23 protein-coding genes are annotated in these 24,141 nt (G+C 55.5%); 11 read left to right on the forward strand and 12 right to left on the reverse strand.

Going from position 1 to position 24,141, the window contains the following annotated elements; all coding sequences use genetic code 11:
* Positions 1-56: 56 nt before the first annotated feature.
* Positions 57-1,091: an alpha-hydroxy-acid oxidizing protein gene (locus BR83_RS0101780; protein WP_027355637.1), complete on the forward strand. Its 1,035-nt coding sequence runs from the start codon at positions 57-59 to the stop codon at positions 1,089-1,091.
* 135 nt (positions 1,092-1,226) lie between these two features.
* Here BR83_RS0101780 and BR83_RS0101785 read toward each other — a convergent pair whose 3' ends face one another.
* Positions 1,227-1,721: an HIT family protein gene (locus tag BR83_RS0101785; protein WP_027355638.1), complete on the reverse strand. Its 495-nt coding sequence runs from the start codon at positions 1,719-1,721 to the stop codon at positions 1,227-1,229.
* A gap of 176 nt (positions 1,722-1,897) precedes the next feature.
* On the opposite strand from BR83_RS0101785, the gene BR83_RS0101790 reads away from it, so the two are divergent.
* From BR83_RS0101790 to BR83_RS14780, 10 genes are all read left to right on the forward strand, one after another.
* On the forward strand, positions 1,898-4,165 hold the full coding sequence (locus BR83_RS0101790) for a CRISPR-associated endonuclease Cas3'' (RefSeq protein ID WP_027355639.1): 2,268 nt from the start codon (positions 1,898-1,900) through the stop codon (positions 4,163-4,165).
* 15 nt (positions 4,166-4,180) lie between these two features.
* On the forward strand, positions 4,181-5,068 hold the full coding sequence (locus BR83_RS0101795) for an SDR family oxidoreductase (protein ID WP_027355640.1): 888 nt from the start codon (positions 4,181-4,183) through the stop codon (positions 5,066-5,068).
* 247 nt (positions 5,069-5,315) lie between these two features.
* Entirely contained in the window at positions 5,316-6,497 is a 1,182-nt protein-coding gene (locus BR83_RS14770; RefSeq protein ID WP_157832944.1) for a tetratricopeptide repeat protein, read from the forward strand.
* Positions 6,498-6,590: 93 nt separating this feature from the next.
* Entirely contained in the window at positions 6,591-8,678 is a 2,088-nt protein-coding gene (locus BR83_RS14775; protein WP_242839601.1) for a protease complex subunit PrcB family protein, read from the forward strand.
* A 219-nt stretch (positions 8,679-8,897) separates the two neighbouring features.
* Entirely contained in the window at positions 8,898-9,377 is a 480-nt protein-coding gene (locus BR83_RS0101805; RefSeq protein ID WP_027355641.1) for an RNA polymerase sigma factor, read from the forward strand.
* 2 nt (positions 9,378-9,379) lie between these two features.
* Positions 9,380-10,384 carry an anti sigma factor C-terminal domain-containing protein gene (locus BR83_RS0101810; protein WP_051617729.1) on the forward strand — a complete coding sequence of 335 codons (1,005 nt, stop codon included), beginning with the start codon at positions 9,380-9,382 and terminating at the stop codon, positions 10,382-10,384.
* Positions 10,385-10,563: 179 nt separating this feature from the next.
* Positions 10,564-11,040 carry a hypothetical protein gene (locus BR83_RS0101815; protein WP_027355643.1) on the forward strand — a complete coding sequence of 159 codons (477 nt, stop codon included), beginning with the start codon at positions 10,564-10,566 and terminating at the stop codon, positions 11,038-11,040.
* An 8-nt stretch (positions 11,041-11,048) separates the two neighbouring features.
* Positions 11,049-11,678: an accessory gene regulator ArgB-like protein gene (locus tag BR83_RS0101820; protein ID WP_027355644.1), complete on the forward strand. Its 630-nt coding sequence runs from the start codon at positions 11,049-11,051 to the stop codon at positions 11,676-11,678.
* Between the two features lie 21 nt (positions 11,679-11,699).
* A complete protein-coding gene (locus tag BR83_RS16570; protein ID WP_084327033.1) occupies positions 11,700-11,831 on the forward strand; it encodes a cyclic lactone autoinducer peptide in 132 nt (43 codons plus the stop codon).
* Between the two features lie 66 nt (positions 11,832-11,897).
* Entirely contained in the window at positions 11,898-13,592 is a 1,695-nt protein-coding gene (locus BR83_RS14780) for a bifunctional diguanylate cyclase/phosphohydrolase (RefSeq protein ID WP_051617730.1), read from the forward strand.
* Here the strand turns inward: BR83_RS14780 and BR83_RS0101835 are convergent.
* The 11 genes from BR83_RS0101835 to BR83_RS14785 form a co-directional block, all read right to left on the reverse strand.
* Positions 13,589-15,148 carry a bifunctional ADP-dependent NAD(P)H-hydrate dehydratase/NAD(P)H-hydrate epimerase gene (locus BR83_RS0101835; protein WP_027355645.1) on the reverse strand — a complete coding sequence of 520 codons (1,560 nt, stop codon included), beginning with the start codon at positions 15,146-15,148 and terminating at the stop codon, positions 13,589-13,591. The two genes, BR83_RS14780 and BR83_RS0101835, sit on opposite strands and share 4 nt — an antisense overlap.
* Positions 15,149-15,171: 23 nt before the next feature.
* A complete protein-coding gene (acpS, locus tag BR83_RS0101840; RefSeq protein ID WP_034634205.1) occupies positions 15,172-15,573 on the reverse strand; it encodes a holo-ACP synthase in 402 nt (133 codons plus the stop codon).
* Positions 15,574-15,660: 87 nt separating this feature from the next.
* Positions 15,661-16,026, reverse strand: coding sequence for a hypothetical protein (locus tag BR83_RS0101850; RefSeq protein ID WP_027355647.1), 366 nt, complete (start codon positions 16,024-16,026; stop codon positions 15,661-15,663).
* Positions 16,027-16,175: 149 nt separating this feature from the next.
* The gene (locus BR83_RS0101860; protein ID WP_027355648.1) at positions 16,176-16,961 is read right to left on the reverse strand and encodes a LytR/AlgR family response regulator transcription factor; all 786 of its coding nucleotides are present in this window, start codon (positions 16,959-16,961) and stop codon (positions 16,176-16,178) included.
* Positions 16,933-18,264, reverse strand: coding sequence for a histidine kinase (locus BR83_RS0101865; protein ID WP_027355649.1), 1,332 nt, complete (start codon positions 18,262-18,264; stop codon positions 16,933-16,935). Before BR83_RS0101865 ends, BR83_RS0101860 begins: the two co-directional genes overlap by 29 nt.
* A 304-nt stretch (positions 18,265-18,568) precedes the next feature.
* Positions 18,569-20,524, reverse strand: coding sequence for an acetate--CoA ligase (acs, locus tag BR83_RS0101875; protein ID WP_027355650.1), 1,956 nt, complete (start codon positions 20,522-20,524; stop codon positions 18,569-18,571).
* 451 nt (positions 20,525-20,975) lie between these two features.
* Positions 20,976-21,473, reverse strand: a complete 498-nt coding sequence (locus BR83_RS0101880; RefSeq protein WP_027355651.1) for a CBS domain-containing protein — start codon at positions 21,471-21,473, stop codon at positions 20,976-20,978.
* Positions 21,474-21,497: 24 nt separating this feature from the next.
* The gene (locus BR83_RS0101885; protein WP_027355652.1) at positions 21,498-22,172 is read right to left on the reverse strand and encodes a hypothetical protein; all 675 of its coding nucleotides are present in this window, start codon (positions 22,170-22,172) and stop codon (positions 21,498-21,500) included.
* 89 nt (positions 22,173-22,261) lie between these two features.
* Positions 22,262-22,507, reverse strand: coding sequence for a hypothetical protein (locus tag BR83_RS0101890; RefSeq protein ID WP_027355653.1), 246 nt, complete (start codon positions 22,505-22,507; stop codon positions 22,262-22,264).
* A gap of 41 nt (positions 22,508-22,548) precedes the next feature.
* Positions 22,549-23,718, reverse strand: coding sequence for a sulfite exporter TauE/SafE family protein (locus tag BR83_RS0101895; protein WP_084327034.1), 1,170 nt, complete (start codon positions 23,716-23,718; stop codon positions 22,549-22,551).
* A 1-nt stretch (position 23,719) separates the two neighbouring features.
* Complete coding sequence (locus BR83_RS14785; protein WP_051617731.1) at positions 23,720-23,956, reverse strand: hypothetical protein; 237 nt, start codon at positions 23,954-23,956, stop codon at positions 23,720-23,722.
* Between the last annotated feature and the right edge of the window lie 185 nt (positions 23,957-24,141).

Consider the following 24,141-nt stretch of genomic DNA (forward strand, 5'->3'; position numbering starts at 1 on the left):
GAAGGGTGAATTAAACAATATGGTCTGATCACTTGAAGACAGGAGGTATTGCTGTTATGAACTGGAACGAACTGCGGGAAGCAGCCCGGGAAAAATTGAAGGGGTACTGCCGGGTATGCCCTAACTGCGACGGCCGGGCCTGTGCCGGGGAAGTTCCCGGGATGGGCGGAACCGGCACCGGGGCATCCTTTAAGGCAAACATAGAGGCCCTGGCCCGTTACCGCCTGAACCTGCGCACGCTCCACGGGGCCAAAAATCCCGATACCACCCTGACCCTGTTCGGCAAAGAACTTTCCACGCCCATTATTGCCGCACCCATGACCGGCGTCAGCTATAACATGGGAGGCGCCCTCACCGAGCGGCAGTTTATCGGTATGATCATGAGCGGTGCCCGCCAGGCCGGCACCCTGGGCATGTCGGGGGACGGCGGCGATCCGGAATATTATAACGCGGGCCTGGAAGCCATCGCTGCCGAAGGGGGACACGGTATCCCGGTAATTAAGCCCCGGGAGCAGCAGGCCATCATCGAGCGCATCCGCCGGGCGGAAGAAGCCGGTGCCCCGGCAGTGGGAGTGGACGTGGACGGCGCGGGTCTGGTAACCATGGCCCTGTTCGGACAACCGGTAGGACCCAAAACGGCCGATGAACTCAGGGAACTGGTCAGCGCCACCCGCCTTCCCTTCATCGTTAAGGGCATTATGACCGTGGACGAAGCCGAACTGGCGGCCGATGCAGGGGCGGCGGCCATCGTGGTCTCAAACCACGGCGGGCGCATTCTGGACCATACTCCCGGAGCGGCCGAGGTGCTGCCGGCCATCGCCCGGGCAGTAAAAGGCCGGGTGACCATTCTGGCCGACGGCGGCGTCCGTTCGGGAGCAGACGTTTTGAAGCTGCTGGCCCTGGGAGCCGATGCGGTGCTGGTGGGCCGGCCCCTGGTAATCGGAGCTTTCGGCGGCGGTACCGAGGGAGTTAAATTTGTCCTGGAAAAACTAACCGGGGAACTGAAACAGGCCATGATCCTCACCGGATGTGCCTCATTAAGCGATATCGATGAAAGGGTGCTCCGTCCCTACCCGGGAATGGAATATTAATATGCTCCGGAAAGCGTCGTACCCGAAGACGCGGATAAATTGAACATGGAAAAGAAAGTGCGCTGGTTCCCCCCTGCTGCCGTACCGCACCAGGCCTTCCCCCGGAACCAGCGCACTGCCTTTTAAGTGCGGTTCTTACCTCAGATCTTTTTTCCCGGCCAGGGCTTCTTTAAGCTTGCGGTAGGTGGTGTCCAGGGCTTCGGAAATAACCCGCACGTCCCCCAGAACAGGCATGAAGTTGGTATCCCCGGCCCAGCGGGGCACCACGTGAATATGGAAATGGCCCGGCACACCGGCACCGGCAATACTGCCCAGGTTGACCCCGATGTTGAAACCGTCGGGGTTAAAGGCCGCCCTCAAGAGGGAAACCGCCCGCTGGGTCATCTGGCCCAGCTCCAGCAATTCCCCATCCGTAAGTTCTGTCAATTCACCCACATGCCTTTTAGGAGCAATCAACAGATGCCCGTTGGTATAAGGATACAGGTTAAGCAGCACAAAGGTCTCCCGCCCCCGCAGGAGCACGTAATTGGCCTCATCTTCCGTAGAATGCAACTTCTCACAAAAAATACAGCCATCTCCTTTTTGCTTGCCAACGTAGACCGTTCGCCACGGTGCCCAGATCCGTTCCAAGCCCTGATTCCTCCCCTTCTCCTCCGGAGTGAGATTTGTTTTCTTCTTCCGCATGCCCGAACTTAGTTTTTCGGTTTTTCGTTCCTCAATTCCTTCCTGGATTGCACATTACCCTTGTTTTCATTTATCCCCTGGAGTAATATGTAATAAAAATTTTGATCTTAAGGTGTTCGACCATGCCTTTTCCCCTCCTGGCCAAAAAACGCGCGGGCATGGAAGTATATCAAACCCTCGCCGGCCACACGGAAGACGCCCTGATTGTTCTGTCCCGTTACCTGCGGGAACACCGCCCGGCGGTGCAGAGGTTGGTGGACGAGCAGGACCTGCCATTTACCCATTTTTGCCAGATCCTTTTTTGCGCCCTGTTTCTGCATGATATCGGCAAGGCCACCCGGGAATTTCAAGAACGGCTGATGAAAGAAGAACTCAGCCGGGAGCTTTCCCATACCTTCTTCAGCCTGCCCCTGGTGGAAACGGATCTGCCGCCGGAATACAATCTCCTGGTCAGGATCCTGGTACTTACCCACCACACCCAGCCTTTCAACCACCTTTATTCCAGCTTTGAACTGCTTCCCCGGGTAAACTACCTGACCGAACAGATAAAAGACTACCTGCAAAACTACCGGGACCTGTATAACCGTTACTTCAAGGATATCTTTCCCCTTTCCGCCCGGCCGGTTTTCCGACCCCCCGCCTGGATTACCGGAGCCGGTTTAAGGGAAAAACTGCAGGAGGAAGTGGCCCGGCTGCAGCAGGGGGTTGAACTGTGGGAAAACGCCGCGCGAACCAAAGCCGTGTATTGCTTTGCCATTACCCTTTTAAAATACTGCGACAGCCAGTCCAGCCGGGCATTTCACCGGGCCCGCCTGGCCGGCGGCACGGTTTGCGGATCAATATTAAGGAGCGGGGTTAATACACAGGACAGGAATTCAGGACCCCATCACCCCGGGCCGGCTAACGACCGCCCGGCCCTTAACCGGCCGCCTCTTGTAGCGGCGGTTAAAACAGCCGGTGCTGCATCAGGCGACGGGTTTTTGCTGCTCCTGGCACCCCCCGGCTCCGGGAGGGTGACGCTGGCCCTAACCCGGGCCGCGTCCCTGGGGCGGGAAAGATGCCGGGAAAAACTGGTCTGGGTCTGCCCGGGACAGATCGCCTCCGGCTTCACCCGCCGCCGGCTGGCCCGTTTCTTTGGCGCGGAACAGGTGGCCCTGGTTCACGCCGCGAGTTATTACGGGAACGACCCCCACTCCTGGGGGCTGCCCCCGGAAACCAGCCGTTTCAACGGTACGGCCAGCAATTCCAGGGAAAGCATTTTTGCCTGCCCGGTAACGGTGGCCACCCTGGATCACCTGGTTTTTTCCCTGGTCCATGGATTACGGCAGGCCGATTACATCCTGGGCAACCTGATGCAGGCGGTGGTAGTTATCGACGGGCTGCCCGAGCCGGCAAGCCCGGCCTTTCCTTACGCCCTGGACGCCCTGGCCCTGCTGCGGAAAATGAAGGTCCCCCATCTAATTCTTGATACGGTAATGGCCCCGGCATTAAAAAAATACCTGGAGGGTGCGGGTTATGTGGTGGATGATCACGTTTCCGGGCACAACGGGCCTCTCTTTGAGCTGATCCGCTGCCGGGACAAACAGCCGGAGCTGATCCGGGAATACTACCGCCTGGGCTTCAGACAGGTGGTCCATGCCCCGTCTGCCCGAAAGGCAAGGCAAATCGCCCGCCAGCTCAAATCGGTCCTGCCCGGGTGCCCGGTTTTCCTTTATCATTCCCTGTTCACCCACGAAGACCGGGAAAGGCTGGAAAGAGAAATAATGTCCCTGGGGGAAAAACCCGGCCCCTGGTTGTTAATAACCGGTGGAGATATTGATCCCGCCGGGCCTCCTCCATGCGATGTCGTGCATACGGGGAGTGCCGGCCCCACCATTCTGCTGCGGCACAGTTATCCCCTCTGGCGCACGGATACCGACCCGACACGCCCGGAGAACAGGAACAGCGGCAGCCCTGGACCCGGGGTGCTGGTGCTCCACTCTTCCCCGGCACCTGCGCAACCCCTGCCCGTTACCCCGGGCTTCCTGGAAACCATCCTGGAAGAGGAATATGTGCAAAATAAACACCTGCCCACCAACCTGGAAGAAATATTCCGCGCCTGTACCCTGTTCGGCCATTCACCCCGGGAGGTACGTTTCGACCCATCCCCCCTGGTAAGCCTGTGGCCGCCCCGGGAACGGTTAATCGACGTCATCCCGGCTGAATTGTGGCGGGAAGAGCTTTTTGCCCAACCGGTTGCCCCGGGGGGACTAAAGGTTAAGGTGCCTGCCGAATGGTTCTTCCACCATCCCCGCTTATTTTCCACCCTGGACACACCCCGGGAAAAGATCATTCTCTGTCACCTTGCTTACAGCCGGGAACGCGGGCTGGAGGAGCCGGAAAATCGATAATGGAGGTGGAAACACATGATTCTGGTTACCGGAGCTACCGGTCTGGTGGGCCGGCACATTGTCCCGGCACTGGTGCAGGCGGGTTACCGGGTGCGCTGCCTGGTGCGGGACAGGGAAAAAGCCCGCTCCCTGCTGGGTAACGAGGTTGAGTTCTCTACCGGGGATGTTACCGACCCCTCTTCCCTGGATGAGGCCTGCCGCGGCGCCGGGGCAGTGGTCCATCTGGTGGCGGTAATCCGGGAAAAGGGGCCGGTTACCTTTGAGAGCGTCAATGTCCGGGGCACGCGCAACATGGTTGCCGCCGCCGAAAAGGCCGGCTGCCGGCGTTTCGTCCACATGAGCGCCCTGGGTGTGGGCCCGGACCCGGCCTACCGCTACGCCTATTCCAAGTGGCTGGGTGAAGAAGCTGTGCGCCGGAGCAGCCTGGAATGGACCATCTTCCGTCCTTCCGTTCTCTACGGCCGGGGTTTCGGCTTTTTCGACCGCATGGACCAGTCCTTAAGGATGAGCCCTCCCCCCTTTGCCCCGGTTCCCGCCGCTTCCACCCGCTTTCAGCCCCTGGCCGCCGATGACCTGGCCCGCTGCGTCGTCCTCGCCCTGAACAACCCGGCTTCCACAGGACAAACTTACGAAATCGGGGGGCCGGAGCACCTGACCTACGGCCAGATGCTGGATATCTGGCTGGCCAGCCGGGGCCGGCGGCGGATCAAACTGCCCGTCCCTCTGGCCCTGATGCGCCTTGTGGTCCCGGTTATGGAACGCCTGCTGCCCGATCCGCCGGTAACTTCCGTGGAATTAAAGCAAATGGAGCTGGACAATATTACCGACCCGGAGGCTGTAGAAAAATATTTCGGTTTTAAACCCAGGACCCTGGCGCAGGGGCTGGCGGAGCTGCAATCTTAAAGTGAAACAATTTGCAGGGAGAAGAGCTAAGACAGCAATTAAAAATTTTGATACCATTGCCAGACCAAAATCGGGGCGTTATTTACACTAATTTTTTCTCTTAAACGGTATTTTATATGATAACGCCATCTGGTCCCCGCCGGGGGATTATACCAGGGGCTTTTTTCTTTTGGGGAACTTATTGCAGGCTCAATCAGTCCAGATATACAGGGGATGACAAAACACTAAACATAAAGGGATGGTGACCATGCGCAAGAAAATTGTGCCCCTTTTTATTGCGGGATGTCTATTCCTCAGTGCCTGCACCCACTTCCCTACCCCCGCGGCATTGATCAAGCCCCCGGGAGCGGGCGCCGGCACTGCCGCTGAAAAGAAGGCGGAAAATCAAAATGACCTGCTTAAGATTGTGCAGACCTTTTTACCCACCGGCGCGCACCTTTTAGCCCCGGAACCGGCGGGAACCGTGGACCAGAGCACCCGGAAACTGGTGGAAACCGGAGACTTAAACCATGACGGTCGGCCGGAAATTATTGCCGGTTACCGTACGAGCCAGGGCAGTGCGGGGGTGCTGGTGCTGGAAGAAAAAAGTGGCGGGTGGGCAAAGTTATGGCAGGAAGAAGGCGGATATAGTTTGGAACGGCTGCAGCTGGCCGACATTACCGGTGACGGCCGGGATGAATTGCTCATCGGCTGGGCCATTGGCGCCTCGGCGGGCAACGGCCTGGACATTCTGGCCTGGCAGGATGGGAACCTGAAAAAAATTGCCGGCACGGGTTACCACCGCCTGGAAGTGAAGGATCTGGCCGGTGCAAAACGTAAGGACGGCCGGCAGGAACTGGCCGTCTGGGTCAAGGACACCGGTGATGCCATGGCCGTAGATGTGCTGCGCTGGGATGGGAAAAACTTAATCCCCGCTGAAGATGTATACCCCGCCTATTTCCCGGTGGTGGTTGATTACTACCGGGAGAAGGTGCGGGAACACCCGCAGGCCAGCTTTTACTGGTACTACCTGGCGGACGCCCTGGTCAAGGTGGGAGAATACCGGCAGGCCCTGGAAGCAGCCGAAAAGGGAATAGCAGCAAATAAGGAAAATCCCCCTTCCATGTACGGCTTCCAACTGGTTAAAGCACGGGCTTTAGCCGGCCTGGGAAGCTACAAGGAGGCTGCTTTCACCTACCGGGAAATCGTCACCGCGGGTGAAAAAAACCTCCCCCGCCCGCAAGCAAACACCGGAAAGGACTACGAAACGCCGGGTTTTATAGGCGCCCATCTCTCCCCCCGCATGGTGGCCGTGGCCTGTTATGAAGCGGGTGAGGTCTACGCCAGGCTGGGACAGAAACAAAGGGCTGCCGATTATTTCCAGAAGGCCCTGCTCTACCTGCCCGGCTGGGATAAGCCCCGGCAGGCCCTGAAAGACTTAAACAATTAAGAATTCAATAGCCTGATGCTTTCTTAATCCGGAACCATTAAATGAAAATGATATTTAATTAACCAAAAAATATCAAGATGGGAGATGACCGGAGTGGACGTTAAGAAAACCTGTAAATACATTGCCGCCTGCCTGCTCCTGGGAGCGGCGCTGGTAACCGGTGCGGCCGGCTGCGGGCAGGAAGCGGGAACCCGGAAAACCCCTTCGCAACAGGCGCAGGAAAAGGAACGGGATGCCGCCGCCCGTTCCCGGCAGCTTTTCAACCTGTATAAAATGGACGGGGAAAAGGCGCTGGCTGCCGTCGACGAAGTTTATCATAGCCTTGCCTCGGAAAAGGAAAAAGCAGGCTTTATACAGGAAGCCGGCAACGCCGCCCGCTGGTCGTTAAAAGGCACCGCCAGGGATGCAGTCGTTCAGTGGCTGTGGAAAACGGCCGCAACGGACTCCCTGCCCTCCATCCGCCAGCAGTGCCTTTACACCCTCTATCAACTGGGGGTAAAGGAGGCCCTGAATAAATTCGTGGAAGATACGGACAAAAACGGAATGGCTGCTTGGCCAGTTGGAAACGACGATGCGGGTTTTAGCCGGCTGGACTGGCAGTTCCTGAAAGAGGCAGTCGAAAAGTACCCGCAAAGCTACCTGGCGCGGGGTATTAAGGCCTACGAAGAAGTACGGGGCGAACCTTACTTTGAGCTGGCGCGCCGGGAAAAATATCAAAAGGACTGGGGAGTGTATTCTTACGGCGATGAACAATACGATCCAGAGCGGGAGATCCCCGGGTGGGAAAAATTTTTGCAGGAATTCTCCCGCCACCCGGCCGCTGACGACGCCGCCTACCGCCTGGCCCGCTGTTACGAAATAGAGGGGCGCTGGGCCGAGGCCCTGAACATGTTACAAAAAGCCCGCACCTTGCCCGACGGGGATATGCGTTACCACGCTTCCGGCCGTCTGGTCTATGTCCTGGATGTGCGAATGACTTATGAGCAGTTAAGGGAACTGCCTTTGCAGGACCTGGATCCGGCTTTACGCCTGATGACCTCCTATTCCCTGGGCGTCAAGCAAATCCGGCGGGACGACTACCGGCAGGCAGCCGGTGCACTGGAAGAAATGCTAAGAAAATATAAAGAGGAGGGGAAACCGGCCAGCCAGGAACTCTTACCATATACAACCGCCGCCTCCCCATACGATTTCTGGGGCGCCGTGGAGAAGCAACTGGCCAGGGTGAAAGAGCTGGCCGGTCGCAAAGAACAGTGGGAAAAAACCCGGGATCCCGCCCGCCTGTACGACCTGGCGGCGGCCATCTACCACGACCAGCTCCTCTACTACAACCACCTCTGGGCGGGGGAGCGACAGTGGTACAACTGGCTCGGTTATATCAACGCCACCGCCTCAGGCCGGGCGCCGGCGGAAATGGCGGCCTTTGCCCGGGAAATGATCAACTACAACCACAGCCTGCCGTTTTTCCGGCAGGTTTACAGCCACCCCGCCTCCGGGCCGGAACTGAAGGCAAAGGCGCTTTACTCCCTGGGTTTATGTTACATCGGCCTGGACCAGTGGGGCCAGGATGCCTGGTTTGCCTTTACCCCCTCGGAAGTGAGACAAAAAATAATCTCCATCTACCGGCAGTTCCTTAATGAATATCCGGATAACTCCATGGCCGACGAGGCCCTGCTGGTCCTGGGCGCCTACACCGGGGACGCCGCTTATCTGGAAAGGATCATTCGCGAGTATCCCCGGGGCGACGTGGCTGACAAGGCGCAAAAACTCCTGGAGAAAATGAAATCACCTTTTTACGTAAACACACGCCCTTACGGGTCGGCCATGCCCTATAAGGTACTGGTTGACGGAGATGCCGGGAATCCATGGGGCGCTCAGGATGCCATCACCATCCCCGGAGAAGTTAAAAAGTGGGCGATGGAGAACAGCCGGCGGCCTTTCACGGGCTCGCTGACTTCCGGGCAGTGGCGCTACATTTTCATTGCGGCCGGAGAAAAACCTACCGCCGGCTACAGGGTGGAGATTACCGGCATCCACGATGATGGCCGGGGTAAAATAACGGTGCATTACCGGGTTGCCGGCCCGCCACCCGGTAGCGTGGTAGCCCAGGTAATCACCCACCCCTGCGTGCTGGCCCGCATTCCGGCAGGCGACGCGGCGCTGGAGTTTCGGGAGGAGAGTTGATGAGCACGCAACGCCCGACCGGCACAATATAAGGCACCTTTGGACCCCGACGGAGAAAACCAGGACCCCCCCTGTGATATAGCAGGGGGTGCGTTTTTTTGTAACCTTTCCTGGTTGTCCACCGTCTTTATAGGCGAAAAAGAATTCTTTTTCACTAAAACCCCGTGCCGGATGCCATCGGGCCGGCCGGCAAAACAATTCCTGAAGGAGAGGGGCCCCTTGTGGCAGGAATTGTACCGCTTAATTTTCCGCTACTACAGCGGCCTGGGACTTTCCCGGGAAGATGTCGAGGATCTGACCCAGGAGACGCTGGTGGCAGCCTACCTCCACCTGGACGGGGTGCGGCCGGGAAAACTAAAAGCCTGGCTTTTAACCGTCGCCCGCCACAAGTACATTGACTGGCTGCGCCGCTCCCCCAAAGGGGTGGTGCTGGTCAATTTTCCTGCGGCAGAGCTTGCGGACGGAACACGGGGACCGGAGGAAGACGCGCTCGCCGGGGAGACCCGGGAGGCGGTGGCGGCTGCGCTGAACCGCTTGAGCCCCCCGGAACGTACCCTGCTGGCGCTGAAGTACAACCTGGGCCTGAGCACGCAGGAAATAGCCTCCGTCCTGAAAATAAAGCCCGGAACCGTCAAGGTAAGGCTTTTCCGGGCCAGGCAAAAGTTCAAAGAGGAATTCATCAAGCTCTGGGAGGGCTGATCATGACCGAAAAAAATTTTAACATGAGCGAAAAAGAAAGTGAAACTTCAGGAGCACCGGCCGGGAATACGGAAGAACAATCTTTATGGGATGAGCGGCGCTTTTTGCGCCGGGTGCGGTGGCACAGTGCCCTGCGCACGATACTGATTGCCCTGGGAGTGATGGGAGTAAGTTTCGCGCTCCTGTTCATATGGACCAGGCACCTCCTGAACGTACAGGGAAACCGCATCGACAGTTATTACCCCGACCTGGTCCGGTACAGCACACCCAATACCATCGCCATCCGCGGCTCCTGGCAGGATGTGGGCTGGCTGGGGCAGCAAAGGGAATACTACCTGGTCCGGATGGTGGGCAACCGCCCCGTTTACGTAGGCACCACCAGGGTGGAATACCAGGTTTGGGGCGGGGAAATGTTCTGGGAGCCCGACCACACCGTACTGCAGGTGGGCGGCCGGGAATACCTGCTGCCCGGCGCAGTCCCGCGGCTTAGGTTTTTCCATCCGGCGGTAACCCACGACCAGCTTCCCCGCCAGTTTGACCGCCTGAAAGACATACCCGCCGGTAAAACGGTAGAAATGGCCCTGTCCTTTAACCGCCTGCTGACCAGGAAGGAGATGTTCGCCCTGCTTCCCAGGGGGGTGGAGCCGCTCTGGGGCGCCATTTCCGCCTACAGCAGTGAGGAAATTGAGAAGGCGGGCAGGAAAAACCCCTCTGCGGCATACAGCCTGGCCCACCGGCTGGTGGGCCTGCCCCTGGGTGGGTTCCCGGACGGGGAAGGCGCGGAGTTCAGGTTTACTGAAGAAAAATTTCCGGCCGAATTGCAGCGTCTAAGCAAGATTCCCAGCTATTCTTCCCAGCTGCTCGGGCGTACGGCCGATTATCTGCAGAAAAATGGTATCCGCTACTACGGCCTGGTGGTTTGCGGCAAACCGGCCGATCTTTTAAAATTACAAAATAACCCCATGGTTTCTGCAGCCGTTCTGGGAGCGGTCGCAGACATGGAGTAACCCGAAAACACCGGGGGTAAGCCGGCTTCATTCCAAGGCTTACCCCTCAAAACTTTGTAACTTTATGTCGAAGTAATAATGAGGAATATTTTGTTTCTTTATGCATCAGGAGGAAGGATTTTCTTCTTTTATGGAGAAGAAAGTACGAAACTGGCTAATCCTACCCGGAGAATACAATTATGTTTGGTGAAACATTAACCGAAGCCCTGCTGGCCCTGCCCGTTCAGGACCTGCCGGAAAGCATTGTCATGACCATGGCCGTTTTCGCCCTCCTGGGCCTGCCGCTGGAGTGGAGAAAAATTGCGGCGGTGGCCCTTCTGCAAACGGTCACCAACCTGGTGCGCCTGCTGCCCATCGCCTTTGGCATGCATACGGTCATTCTGGCCATTTCCCTGGCCATATACACCAGGTTGTTTACGGGTAAAAATTTTAGCAAGATTATTTTTGCCGTTATAGTTTGTTTTATTGTTATAACTATAGTTGAATTAATTAGCGTTCGACCCTTAATGAATTTTACCAATTTTTCCTATGAACAAGTAATTAAAAATCCTCTCTTAAGAGGGCTGTTCAGCCTGCCCTATGAGCTGGCCCTCTTAACGCTGGCCCTGGTGAAAAATTACTTCAACCGGCGGAAATATGAACAAGTGTCCAGGTGATGACCTATATGGTTCGTTACAGCCTTTCCCGGGAACTGGCCGGTTACCTGCGCAAAACCCTGGCGCTGACCGAAGAGCAGGAAGAGATTGCGGCCTATAGTCTCCTGATCCTCTTTCAAACCGTCATCTCCCTGCTGGGCATATCGCTGGTGGCCTGGCTGGCGGGATGCCTGCCAGCCGCCCTGGCAACACTTTTTACCAGCGCCTTTCTGCGTTCTTTTTCCGGCGGCGCCCATTGTACATCGCCCGCACGGTGTACTATTTTAAGTATCCTGACTGTCCCCTTGTTGGGAACGCTGGCAACCAATCTTGCACCCTTTTTCTCACGCCCTTTACTGGCCCTGGTGGTTCTGGCCGGCGGGGTACTGGCTTTTGCGGTTGTCTGGCGGCTGGCGCCGGTGGATTCCCCGGCCAAGCCCATTACCTCATCACGGGAACGGCAACGTTTTCGCTGGCTCTCATCGGCAGCAGTGTTAGGTATTGTTACGCTTCAACTCGCTCTTCTAGTACTCTCCAGCCCCAACATGGCAATCCTTATCCTGGCTGCCGAAATGGGTATGCTGTGGCAGGTTTTTTCCCTGACCCGTACCGGTCACCGTTTTGTAGCCAGGATAGACAAACTGTTAGAATCCATCTGAGTGGGGAGGTGATCCTGGCAAATGAAGAAGCTGTATTTCAGTGCTCTGTCTGCCCTTTTCAGTGTCCTGGCCTTTGTTGCCACGGTCAGTATAAAACCGGCATGCTTCACATGGTTCTACCAACCAGAAATACCTCGCGCCTTAAAAAAGTAACATTTTGTGTATTTAGGAGAGGCTTTTATACCTCTCCTAATACCTTTTGTACAACGGGGAAATGTTATGGTTACATGGAAGGATAAAAGGCAAAGAAATATTACAGAGCATATTACCTGTACCCATATCGTATGCATCCTGTTAGCATTATTGGTATTACCGGCTTTATATAATTTTACACCGTGGGAAGCTTACCGTAATTTTTTTTACTTCTCAGTAGTCCTTTCGGCAACAATCGCTTTAATTATCACTTTATATTTAATCAAAAAATTAACCCTCAAAAGTGAGCCTTACCTGCCTTATGTAGGTGAACTATTTATAATTTCCATCCTACTACCCCTCACCCTTTCCCTGGCCGTAGCCTTTCCGGCAACTAAATTCCTTCTCCTTATACCGGTAATTATCGCCGCTACCACCTGGGGTAAAAAAGTTGGGGTGGCAGTAGCCGCCTTTTCCAGCTGCGTGGTGCTTATCAACGATTTACTTCCCATCCTGCATCCTTTTTCACCCCGGGCTTTCCAGATAGATATGGTCAATGCCGGCGTAATCGTCCTGGCGGGGTGGTTTATCGGCGGGCTTACGGATATTGAAACCGAAACCAGGAACAGCCTGATCCACCTGGCCAATACCGACGGCCTGACCGGGCTTTACAACCACCGGTACTTCCAGGAAGAACTGCGCCGTCACCTGGCAGAAGCAGCAGAAAAGAACAGGCCTTTAAGCCTGATCATGATGGACATAGACTACTTTAAATTTTATAATGATGTCTTCGGCCATCAGAAAGGTGACCGGGTACTGGCCACCATCGGCAACATACTGGCCCGCCTGGTGAAGGAACCTTCTTTTGCAGCCCGTTACGGTGGCGAAGAATTCGTGGTGGTCATGCCCGGGGCGGACCGGGAGGCAGCCCGGGAACTGGACGAGCAGATCAAGCGGGAGGTGGCCGGCTTTCCCTTTGAAGGCGCCGAAAACCTGCCGGCAGGCAGGATGACCATCTCCTCGGGCATAGCCTGCTATCCCGGGGACGGTACCACCGCGCGGGAACTGGTCCGGGTGGCGGATGACGCCCTTTACCGGGCCAAATACGGCCGGAAAACCCACCTGTACTTCTCCGTGGTGGACGAACTGCGCGCCTTTAGCCACTCGGAAAAAGAGCTCTTTAATTCATTAAAAACCCTTCTTACCATTATCAACGCCAGGGACCGTTATACCTTTGGGCATTCCGAGCGGGTGGCCGGTTACGCCGTTGCCCTGGCGGAGAGGATGGGGCTCCCCCCGGAACATGTCAGCCTGCTCCAGTGCGGCGCGTACCTGCACGATATAGGCAAGGTTGAGATACCGCCGGAAATACTGAACAAGCCCGGCAAACTGGATCAAAATGAATGGGAGATGATTAAAAACCATCCTGAATGGGGTGGCAACATTGTGCAGCCCCTTACCCTGCTCTCGGCCATTGTCCCGCTGATCCGCCACCATCACGAAAATTACGACGGTACCGGCTACCCCGACGGCCTGGCCGGGGAAGAGATACCTCTCCTGGCACGGATCCTGCGCATTGCCGACAGCTTTGATGCCATGACCACGGACCGCCCCTACAAACCGGCCAGAACTCCCCGGGAGGCATGCCTGGTTTTAAAACAGGAGGCCGGGAAAATGTTCGACCCTCATCTGGTTGATATTTTTATAAGCTTAATCTCTGAGCAGGAAGAAATTAAGAAAGAGCCTTCCCGGCCTCGCACCGCCGGCAGAAGTGCCGGCTAGGCACAGGTACACTCCACCCTGGCCATGGCTTCAGGCAGCAGTTCCAGAATATCACCTGCCAGGAAGCCACGCATGCCCTTTTCCCGGGCAGCCATGTCGCCGGCCAGGCCGTGCAGGTATGCCCCTGCAGCCGCGGCCCGCGGCGCATCCATCCCCTGCGCCAGGAGCCCGGCAATCACACCTGTGAGTACATCACCGCTGCCTCCAGTGGCCAGGCCCGGATTACCGGTGGGATTGATATAGGTTGTGCCGCCGGGGCAGGCAATCAGCGTGGCAGCTCCCTTCAGCAGGGTTACCACTCCCCAATTCCCCGCTGCTTCTTCCGCCACTTTCAGGCGCCGCGAACTGATCTCACCGGGAGGACATCCCAACAGGCGGGCCATTTCTCCCTCGTGAGGTGTAATTATTGCAGGCGCAGAAATACGGCTCAAGATCTGAACATCACCGGCCAGAGCGTTCAAGCCGTCGGCGTCAATAACGCAGGGCACCCTTACCGCCGGTAACAGCTCCCGGATCAGGGCCACTGTTTCCAGGTGCCGGGAGAGACCGGGTCCAATGGCCAGCACGTCGGCTTTTTCCACCAGATCCAGGATTTCGTTCCGGGCGCTGCGGGCCAGCGTCCCTTCCCCGGTACCCGGCAGCCCGACGGTCATTATTTCCGTTAGCTTTACCGCCACCACATCCTGCAGTTCCGCAGGTACGGCCAGGGTCACCAGCCCCGCCCCGGCCCGGGCGGCACCCAGGGCTGCCAGACAGGCAGCGCCGGTCATGCCCCGGGAACCGGCCACCACCAGCACCCGGCCGCAGGACCCTTTATGGGCCCACGCAGGTCGTGGAGGTAACCAGTCCCGCACCATTTTTTCGGTAACCAGGTAGCGGCCGGGAGCACCGTTTTCCAGCAAAAATGAGGGTATGGAAATATCGGCCACATGCAGTTCCCCAACGTGACTGCGCCCGGGTTCCTGCACCAGCCCCAGCTTGGGCAGGGCAAAGGTCACGGTATGGGTGGCCCGCACACAGGGACCGTGAACCTGCCCGGTATCGGCTTCTACGCCTGAAGGTATGTCCACGGCCACTACCGGCTTACCGCTGGCATTGATGGCATCGATCACCCCCGCGGCCGGTTCCCGGGCCGCCCCCTTAAACCCGGTACCAAAGATGGCATCCACCACCGCGTGGGCACCTACCAGAAACAGGCGCACCGCACTTAAATCTTCTCCCCTAACCACGGGATACACCGGCTGACCCATCTTCTGCCAGATAGCTAAATTTACTGCTGCATCACCGGTGATTTCCTCCGGCCGGGCCAGGAGCAAAACCTTTACCTCCGCCCCGGCATTAAACAGGTGACGGGCCACCACCAGCCCGTCCCCGCCGTTATTACCCTTGCCGGCAAAAACGGCCACCCTCTTGCCCGCCACATCCCCCAGCAACTGCCGGACGACCTGTACTACCGCCAGCCCGGCATTTTCCATCAGCACCAGTCCGGGTATGCCGTATTCTTCCATCGCCGCGCGGTCCAGATCGCGCATCTGCCCCCCGGTAACCACCCGCATGGGAAACACCCCTTTCCAGTCAGTTAATCACCAAGGGCCACGACCAGAGCAATTGCATACGCATCATCGTGGGAAAGGGTGAGCAGGAACGTTTTAATCCCCTGCTCCCGGGCCAGCAGGGCGGCCCGGCCGTGAAGCTTTACGCCGGGAACACCCTGCTTACTGCTTACTACTTCCACATTCCGCCAGCTGCAGCCCCCGGTTAAACCCGTACCCAGGGCCTTTAATACCGCTTCCTTGGCGGCAAACCGCGCCGCATAACAGGGGTAGGGATCCCGGCGGGCCATGCAATACTGGCGCTCCCCGCCGGTATAGACCCTGGATAAAAAACGTTCTCCGAATTTCCCTACTGCCTGCCTGATCCTCTCCACGGAAACCATGTCCGAACCAATGCTGCAGATGTTGTGCCGCGTGTTAATTTCCATTTTCCCTTCCGCCTTTAAAAATATGGTCCGGATATATCCGGATCTTTGAAGATTCTAGTTCTCCTTCCAGGGGCAAAAACCCTGCTTTTATAGCCCTTCACTGCTGTTACTGTTATCGCTGAATGTTCCCCGGAGTTTAAAGTTAACCCACTCGGGAAAGGGAATCCCCGACCGGGCGAAAAACTCACTCTCCCTGGCCCGCTCATCGTCTTTTTCTTTAAGGAATTCTCTAACCGCCCGGCGGGTAATGGCGTAAAGCTCCTCGTCCACCAGACCCTGCTCCATCAGCAGTACGCGCAGGGCCAGATTTTCCTCTTCCAGAACCTTAACCCGGCTGAAAATTTCTATAAACATAAGCCGGATTATATCTTCATCCAGGGGACGCTGCACATCACCCAGCAGGTTCCAGATCTTTTGATCGCTTAACATATCCCATACTGCCTGCACACGCATCACCATCCATACCAGGTTTCACCAGCAGTCTTCAGCATAGTTTTTACAAAAGAGCCCTCCTTTATACACCCGCCGGTTTATACGCCCAAAAAAAAGCATGGCCCGTGCAAAGGCCATGCAGTTATTCAGCAACCTTTTTTTTAGCACATCTAAAAGCCCAGAATCTTGCGCAACTTTTTGGCCTGGGCCCGGCTTACCGGAACCTCGCTATTTTCCTTGTCATCCACCACCAGGTTATAGGTGCCGTTAAAGAAAGGCACTATTTCCTTGACCTTATGGAGGTTAACAATATAGCAGCGATGGGTGCGGAAAAAGATGTTGGGGTTCAGGCGGGCTTCCAGCTCTTTCAAAGTATAACGGGTGAAAAATTTATCGGCATAGGTTTTAATGTAGATGTAATCCTGCTCCGTAAAGGCATAGACAATATCCGATTCCGCAACCAGCACCGTCTTGCCCTGTTTTTCCGCCGGGATCCGGTCAATTTTAAACTGACCGGCCCCGTTACCACCCCGGGCTGCCGGGGCGGTAAAGCCATTCTCCACAGCTCCAGCATCCATCTGGTTGATTTCCTGATATTTTTTCCATACTTTATCCACGGCCTTTTTCAGCCGGGCCTGGTCTACAGGCTTCAAAAGGTAATCCACGGCATTAACTTCAAAAGCCTTGACGGCATATTCATCATAAGCGGTAACGAAAATTACCTGGGGCTGCCTGGGCAACTCCTGAATAGCCGCCCCCAGTTCCAGGCCGTTCATGCCGGGCATGGATATGTCCAGGAAAAGAACCTGATATTCCAGTGCCTTGATTAACGCCAGGGCTTCCTGGGCATTGGTGGCCTCTCCCACGATCTCTATGTTATCAAAGCTGCTCAGGGCATAACGCAGTTCCTGCCGGGCCGGATATTCATCATCTACTATTAATGCTTTTAGCTTCAACAGAGTTCCCCTCCCCGTGTCCCAACTTGCATAATAAAGGCACCCGCACATAAACCGATGTTCCGGCATTGGGAGCACTGATAATGTGCAGGCCGTAATCTTTACCGAAAAGGCTTTTCAAGCGTTCATGGACATTACTGAGACCCACACCATTGCCCGATCCAACACCGGGCTGCAGCACCTCGGACAGCCTTTCCGGAGGTATACCCACTCCGTCATCCTTAATCACAATCAGCATATCCTCATCCAGCCGCTGGGCCGTAATCTGCACCGTACCCTGCCCCGGCTTGGGAAGAATCCCGTGCTTAATGGCATTCTCCACCAGGGGCTGGATGGTCAGAACCGGCACCTGATAGTCCAGCAGCTCCCGGTCTATATTCCTGACCACCCGCAATTTTTCACGAAAACGAGCCTTCTCCAGTATAAGGTAGGTGTTCAGGTATTCTATTTCTTCCCTTAGAGTATTGAAATGACCGTGGCGCTTCAAAGCATGGCGGAAGAAAGAAGCCAGGCGAATAAGAAGACGACGCGCCGTTTCCGGGTTGGTCCGGCTGAACATGATGATGGTGTTCAGGGTATTGAATAAAAAATGGGGGTTGATCTGGGCCTGAAGGGCATCCAGCTCCGCCTTGGTTACCAGCTGAGCCTGCCTGTCCAGTTCCGCCAGTTCCATCTGCATGCCCAGCAACTGGGCCAACCCTTCAGCCAGCTTAACCAGGTTCTGGGGAATTTCTCCCGGCTGCGTGCGGTAAAGCTTAATGGTTCCCACAATTTCGTCCCTGCACTTGAGGGGGGAAATTACCGCTGACTCCAGGGGGCAACCGGGTACAGGACACTGCAGGTCGCGGCCGCTGCGGACCACCTTGAGTTCACCCGTAACCAGAACCTCCCGGGTGGCATCAGTCATGATTGAACCCCCGGGCTTGTGGTGATCTGCCCCGGCACCGATATAGGCCAGGACTTTCTCCCGGTCAGTAATGGCCACAGCCGCCACGTCGCTGATTTTCTGAATGATTTCCACGGTCTTGGCTGCCGTCTCTTCATTCAACCCCCGTCGCAGGTAAGGCAGCGTTTCACTGGCAATTTGAAGGGTGAAATCCAGGGGGTGCTGCTCGCTTTTAAGATTGATTATCTTTTGTTTCTGGATATAGTCACTGACCAAAAAGGCAGCCACGGCATTGACACAGACCATGGCCAGCACCAGCTTCCAGGCCAGCGGATCCCACAGGAGTACAAAACCGGTGGCTAGAAAATTAATTGGCAACCAGCGGGCTATTACTCCCAGAGCCAGTTTTCTCTGCACCCAGACGCGCCTCCCCTCCCCCAAATGTTCTTATAATTCATAACATTTTAAAGATAAAAAATTTATTAACCTGCTAACTTTATTATATAAAATCCAGCGCAAAAAGTCTATTCCTCCACCAGGCAAAAAACCGGCCGTCCGGCCGGAAAAAAACGGGTGTGGATTATATCTGCCCTCTGCTTCCGTATAAATTAAATGGGCCCGCCGGATGGCGGGCGGAGGTAATGCCCAGTATTTTTAATCATAACCGCCCCCGCAGGCGGAAGCGCTGGCATAACCGCCACCCGGCAGGCCCAAATTACCATCACATCTCCTTAGATTCGTACTGCTCCTTGATTAGAGCCACAACTGCAGGATCGGCCAGCGTGGTGGTATCTCCCAGTACCCGCCCTTCGGCGATATCCCGCAGCAGGCGCCGCATGATTTTACCGCTGCGGGTCTTGGGCAGTTCAGCGGTGAAGAAAATATCCTCCGGCCGGGCAATGGCACCGATTTTCTTGACCACGTGGGCCTTCAATTCATTGGCCAGTTCAGGGGTACCCTGAATGCCCTCCTTCAGGGTGACAAAGGCGCTGACAGCCTGGCCTTTTACCTCGTGGGCTTTACCGATAACGGCCGCCTCGGCTACCGCCGGGTGATCCACCAGGGCACTCTCAATTTCCATGGTTCCCAGGCGGTGCCCGCTGACGTTAATCACGTCATCCACCCGGCCCATGATCCAGAAGTAGCCGTCTTCATCCCACCTGGCCCCGTCACCGGTGAAATATACATTTTCAAACCGGCTCCAGTACTGGGCCACGTAACGATCGGGGTCGCCGTAAATGGTACGCAGCATGGCCGGCCACGGGGACTTGAGAATCAGGTAACCACCGCTGCCCAGGGGCACTTCCTTGCCCGTGTTATCAACCACGGCCGCTTCCACACCGGGGAACGGTACGGTAGCGGAACCGGGCTTCAGGGTGGTAACTCCCGGCAGGGGAGAAATTAAGATCATTCCGGTTTCCGTCTGCCACCAGGTATCCACAATGGGGCAGCGCTCGTTGCCGATGTACTTGTAGTACCACATCCAGGCCTCGGGGTTAATGGGCTCTCCCACCGTGCCCAGCAGGCGCAGGCTGGAGAGATCGCGCCTGGCCGGCCACTCGGTGCCCCACCTCATAAAGGCCCGGATGGCCGTGGGAGCGGTATATAAGATGTTGACACGATATTTTTCCACAATGGCCCAGAAGCGGTCCCTTTCCGGCCAGTCGGGGCTGCCCTCGTACATCACCGTGGTGCACCCGTTGGCCAGGGGGCCGTAAACAATATAGGAGTGCCCGGTCACCCAGCCGATATCGGCGGTACACCAGTAAATGTCATCATCCTTGATATCGAAGATCATGCGGTGGGTGGCAGCAACCCCTACCAGGTAACCGCCGGTGGTATGGACCACGCCTTTGGGCTTGCCCGTGGTCCCGCTGGTGTAAAGAATATAGAGCATATCCTCGGCGTCCATATGCTCCGGCTCGCAGCCGATGGGTGCCCTGGCCATCATCTCATGCCACCAGTAATCGCGGCCTTCAACGAAATTAACGTCCTGGCCGGTGCGTTTAACCATGAGCACCTTTTCCACAGAGGGACACTGGGCCAGCGCATCGTCGCAGTTCTTTTTCAGGGGTACAATGCCGCCCCGCCGCCACCCGCCGTCGGCGGTAATGACCAGCTTGGCCTGGCAGTCGTTAATGCGGTCCCGCAGGGATTCGGCACTGAAGCCGCCAAAAACGACGCTGTGGGGGGCACCAATGCGGGCGCAAGCCAGCATGGCAATGGCCAGCTCGGGAATCATGGGCAGGTAAATGGTCACCCGGTCTCCCCGCTTTACGCCCAGCTCTTTCAGCACATTGGCGCATTTGGTTACCTCACGGTACAGATCCTGGTAGGTCAGGACGCGGTCGTCCCCGGGCTCCCCTTCCCAGATGATGGCCGCCTTGGTCCTGCGCCAGGTGTTCAGGTGGCGATCGATGCAGTTATATGAAACATTTAATTTGCCATTTACAAACCATTTGAAGAAGGGAGCATTGCTGGTATCCAGCACCTTATCCCACTTCTGGAACCAGTCAATATTCTCGGCCTGTTTGGCCCAGAAGCCCTCCCGGTCTGCCTTCGCCTCTTCATATATCGAAGCATCTTTTACTAACGCCTTGTCGACAAAATATGCCGGCGGCGGAAACGTCCTTTCTTCTTTTAATAACGCTTCCAGAACTCTTTCTTCGCTGGCCATTTTTTACCGGACCTCCTTTTTATTTTTCTGGAAAATAAAATTTTGTTTGTTTCGTGGGAAATAAATCCCAGCATCACCCCCGTCTAAAGCCAGCACAGCCTTACCTTTTCTAGAGAATTTTACATCAGAAAAGATAAAATTTTAAGAATTTTAAGTTCAATTGCCCAATTTTAGCTCCTTTTCGTTTCTTAATCGAAACCAGTTGCCGGAAGACAAGCCGGGCTACCCTCGCAAACCATTGGCGGGCAAAAATAAACACTCTGCCCCATGACTTTGGAACAGAGCAAAAAGGTATTTTTATATGCCTGTTTTACACACCAGTGAACAGTCATTCACCGCGTTCTTCCACCCGTTCGGCAGGCTTTTTTGCCTGCTGCCACAGCAACCGGGTCTTCCGTTAAATTATCCGGTATTAATATCGCCATATAAAATTGGCCCGGCAGTTAACATTTCAGCTCATATCCTCGAGAATTTCACCTATAAGCCAGAAGAGATCAATAGTTCTCACCACACCGCACAAATTGTCGCCGTCCATTACCGGTACGGAATTAATCTTTTTATTTAACATAACCAGGGCAGCCTCCCAAAGCGCTGCATCTTCATTAACAAAAGCCATCCCCACCGGGCGCATAACCTCCCTGACCTTAATGAATTGCTCGCTCCAGCGCGGGGGCAGGAAAAAAAGACCTGCCGGGTCACTTTTTAACAGGTCTTCCAGGAGAGCCTGGTAATGCAGGGCCCGCAGCAGCCCCCGCAAAGTAAGGATGCCCGTGGTACGCCCCCGGTTGTTATAAACCAGCGCCGATTGAAAACCCATCCACGTGCCGTCTTTCCCGCGAAAATACTCCTGCAACAACCTGAAAGCAGAAGCCACATCCGCATCTTCGTGCAGCGAAGGCAGTTCCTCCGCTGGAACCATAATTTCCCGCACCTTCAGCCGCAGGGGCACAGGATCATACCACCTCCCGGGGGTTCAACCGGTCTTGGCCTCACCTATCTTTTCAATATATTCACGGGTCACGAGGATGAAATCTGCCATCAGGCGGGCTATTTCCTCACAGTCGCGAACCGACAGGCGTTCGTTTAAGGGAAAGCATATTTTAAAGCGGTATTTACCGGTTTCCTCAACACGGGTGGACTCCCGTTCCAGGCGAAAACCCAGACGATTTTCCATTTCAACCTGATAATGGAGCAGCGGTAAAAAAAGGCTGTGCTTGTGACCATCCAGCACCAGTTCACCCTTGATAATTTTCTGCCCGGAATAGGGACCCTTGCGGGGCTGGGTGCGGCACAGGCGGTAAAAAACATCCCGGCGGTCGGGAAGAACCAGGCACAGAGCTGAACCCCTGGCCTGCCCCCAACGGGCAGCGGACAAACATTTAATAACTATGCCTCTCTTAAAAAGGTTTTTCTCTACTCTCCGGCAGATTTCCTCCAGAAGCATCCTCCAATCTTTACCCGCATTAAAAGGCATGACCGGGACATTGGCAGCTTCTTCCCCTTGCTCATTCCGTTGCTCTTTGCCCCGCACCTGCAGCCATTTTTCAAACATCTCCAGAACTCCCCGCTGGTCCTCCTCCAGCTTCCACTGCTGGAGAAATTCCCGTTTATACCTGTTAAAGGACAGGATGAACTCGCTATCGTTCACAGTTTTCCCCCCTTTTTCCCCGCTAACACAGGAAGGGGAGCGACACCCTCCCCTCCGGCCATGTATATTGCACCGGTTAAGCTGCCTGCTCAACCCATTTTCAGCCCCAGCCATAAACATGCCGCCAGGACAAACGCAAGCACTACCACCAGAAACAAGCCGCCATTTTCCTCTGTCTGTATTTCCGCTCTGGACAACTCAATCCGGGTGAACACCTGCTCCAGGTATTCCAGGAGAGAAGGATCATCGTCCGGCAGCGGCCTGCCCCGATGGGCCACCAGCGCTTCCCCCCGGGAACAGCTTTTATGCAGTAAGTTTGCTCCACCATTACTCATGGCCCGTTCCTCCCCTCAAACAGGGGTAATGGTAATCGGCTTTAGCTCTTCTGCAGGTTTACTGCCATACCGGCTTCTTCTGCCTGCAGTTCTTTCTTTCTCTTCCACATATTGCCGAGAACGATTACCCCACCCAGAGCCAGGGCAAAACACATGATAATGAAACTTGCTTTATCCAGCAGGTTAACAGTGCCCTGATTGAGCTCGATCAACCCCAGTTCGTGTAAATAAGTGGGTATGGCAATCCCCCTGCTGATGGAAACAATCAGCATTATGGTGGCCATCACCAGCTTAATCATGTACTCCCTGACATAGGTGGTGCCCACAGCACCAACCTGCACCCCTATCAGAGAGCCGGCCAGCAGAAGCAGGACCATTCTAATATCGACAAAACCGCTTACTGCCCAGGTTATGGTACCGGTCAGCCCCATCAGGAAGGCCACCACCAGCTCCGTAGCGCTGGCCATGATGGGTGATACACCAAGAATATAAATCATACCCGGAACGCCTATAAAACCCCCCACCGCAATGGTTGCCGCCAGTAAACCGGTGGCAAGCCCCAGCGGTGCAATAACCCAGAAGGAAACCCGTATACGGGCAGCGTTAAAACTGATCATGGGAGGAATGTTAATTCTTTTCATTTTTTCTGCCAGACCGGAAACGGTATCCTTAGTGCTGGCCCTTACCGCTCTCCGGGCATCGTAAAGCATATACAGTCCTACCAGGGTTAAAATCAGAACAAAGGCCACACTAACATATAAATTTGAACCCGCCGACCCCCACCGGGCAAAAATGAACTTCTGCACATAAATTCCCAGCTGCACACCTATAACCGCGGAAATGGCCATGAACACGCCCAGTTTTAAGTCCAGCTGGCCATATTTATAGCGCTTGTAAGCCCCTACCATGGATTTGGGAAACTTGTGGCACATATTGCTGGCCACCGCAATGGCCGCCGGTGCGCCCAGGCTCATCATGCCGGGAGTCAGAACAAACGCCCCTCCCGAACCGATAAAACCGCTGATCAGGCCTCCGAGAAAACCAAGGATAATCAGATATATAGCCCCCAGCGCATCGAGGCGGACAAACTGCTTAACCACATCGCCAGGGCCCAGCGCTTCCCCGGCTGCTTCAGCCAGAGAAGGGATGGAAATTAAAAACAGGGTACCCAGGGCCACCAGGCTCCACAAAACTGCCTTTCTGCCCCGCATTCTAATGCACCCCTTTCTTTAAGGGTTGAATGCCCAGCGCTTCCAGAAGATAGCTGGCAAAGGCCCCGTGAATAAAGGAAAATATCATAGCTGTAAGAATAACCGCTATAGCAAAAATGCCTCCCCGGGCGAAATTGCGGGTAACAACATCCTGGTTAATAAATAAGGCGAGATAAGCTGCCAGGGAGATTATTCCCCATAATATTGCCCGTCCGGTTGGTTTTTTTTGCGTGCCCATACATTCTCCCCCTTGCCGGTAATATTATCCAACAGCAATCATCCACGGCTTTCAATCAGACCGGCCAGTTCCCCCCTTTACCGGTTGTTGTTTTTGTGCTCAAAGGTGCAAATGCTGTGCCGTTGTTCACAAAAAAAAAGGCCGTTTTTAAAGGCCTTCCGGGTTCTGACATTACTTTCCTTGTG

The sequence above is a fragment of the Desulfofundulus thermocisternus DSM 10259 genome (assembly GCF_000686645.1).
GTDB classification, from domain to species: domain Bacteria; phylum Bacillota; class Desulfotomaculia; order Desulfotomaculales; family Desulfovirgulaceae; genus Desulfofundulus; species Desulfofundulus australicus.

What these genes read in the sequence shown, in the direction of transcription:
- BR83_RS0101780 (WP_027355637.1), top strand. Translation starts at nt 57, where the DNA reads ATGAACTGGAACGAACTGCGGGAAGCAGCCCGGGAAAAATTGAAGGGG.
- BR83_RS0101790 (WP_027355639.1), top strand. Translation starts at nt 1,898, where the DNA reads ATGCCTTTTCCCCTCCTGGCCAAAAAACGCGCGGGCATGGAAGTATAT.
- BR83_RS0101795 (WP_027355640.1), top strand. Translation starts at nt 4,181, where the DNA reads ATGATTCTGGTTACCGGAGCTACCGGTCTGGTGGGCCGGCACATTGTC.
- BR83_RS14770 (WP_157832944.1), top strand. Translation starts at nt 5,316, where the DNA reads ATGCGCAAGAAAATTGTGCCCCTTTTTATTGCGGGATGTCTATTCCTC.
- BR83_RS0101810 (WP_051617729.1), top strand. Translation starts at nt 9,380, where the DNA reads ATGACCGAAAAAAATTTTAACATGAGCGAAAAAGAAAGTGAAACTTCA.
- BR83_RS0101815 (WP_027355643.1), top strand. Translation starts at nt 10,564, where the DNA reads ATGTTTGGTGAAACATTAACCGAAGCCCTGCTGGCCCTGCCCGTTCAG.
- BR83_RS0101820 (WP_027355644.1), top strand. Translation starts at nt 11,049, where the DNA reads ATGGTTCGTTACAGCCTTTCCCGGGAACTGGCCGGTTACCTGCGCAAA.
- BR83_RS16570 (WP_084327033.1), top strand. Translation starts at nt 11,700, where the DNA reads ATGAAGAAGCTGTATTTCAGTGCTCTGTCTGCCCTTTTCAGTGTCCTG.
- BR83_RS14780 (WP_051617730.1), top strand. Translation starts at nt 11,898, where the DNA reads ATGGTTACATGGAAGGATAAAAGGCAAAGAAATATTACAGAGCATATT.
- BR83_RS0101835 (WP_027355645.1), bottom strand. Translation starts at nt 15,148, where the DNA reads ATGCGGGTGGTTACCGGGGGGCAGATGCGCGATCTGGACCGCGCGGCG.
- acpS (WP_034634205.1), bottom strand. Translation starts at nt 15,573, where the DNA reads ATGGAAATTAACACGCGGCACAACATCTGCAGCATTGGTTCGGACATG.
- BR83_RS0101850 (WP_027355647.1), bottom strand. Translation starts at nt 16,026, where the DNA reads ATGCGTGTGCAGGCAGTATGGGATATGTTAAGCGATCAAAAGATCTGG.
- acs (WP_027355650.1), bottom strand. Translation starts at nt 20,524, where the DNA reads ATGGCCAGCGAAGAAAGAGTTCTGGAAGCGTTATTAAAAGAAGAAAGG.
- BR83_RS0101890 (WP_027355653.1), bottom strand. Translation starts at nt 22,507, where the DNA reads ATGAGTAATGGTGGAGCAAACTTACTGCATAAAAGCTGTTCCCGGGGG.
- BR83_RS0101895 (WP_084327034.1), bottom strand. Translation starts at nt 23,718, where the DNA reads ATGCGGGGCAGAAAGGCAGTTTTGTGGAGCCTGGTGGCCCTGGGTACC.
- BR83_RS14785 (WP_051617731.1), bottom strand. Translation starts at nt 23,956, where the DNA reads ATGGGCACGCAAAAAAAACCAACCGGACGGGCAATATTATGGGGAATA.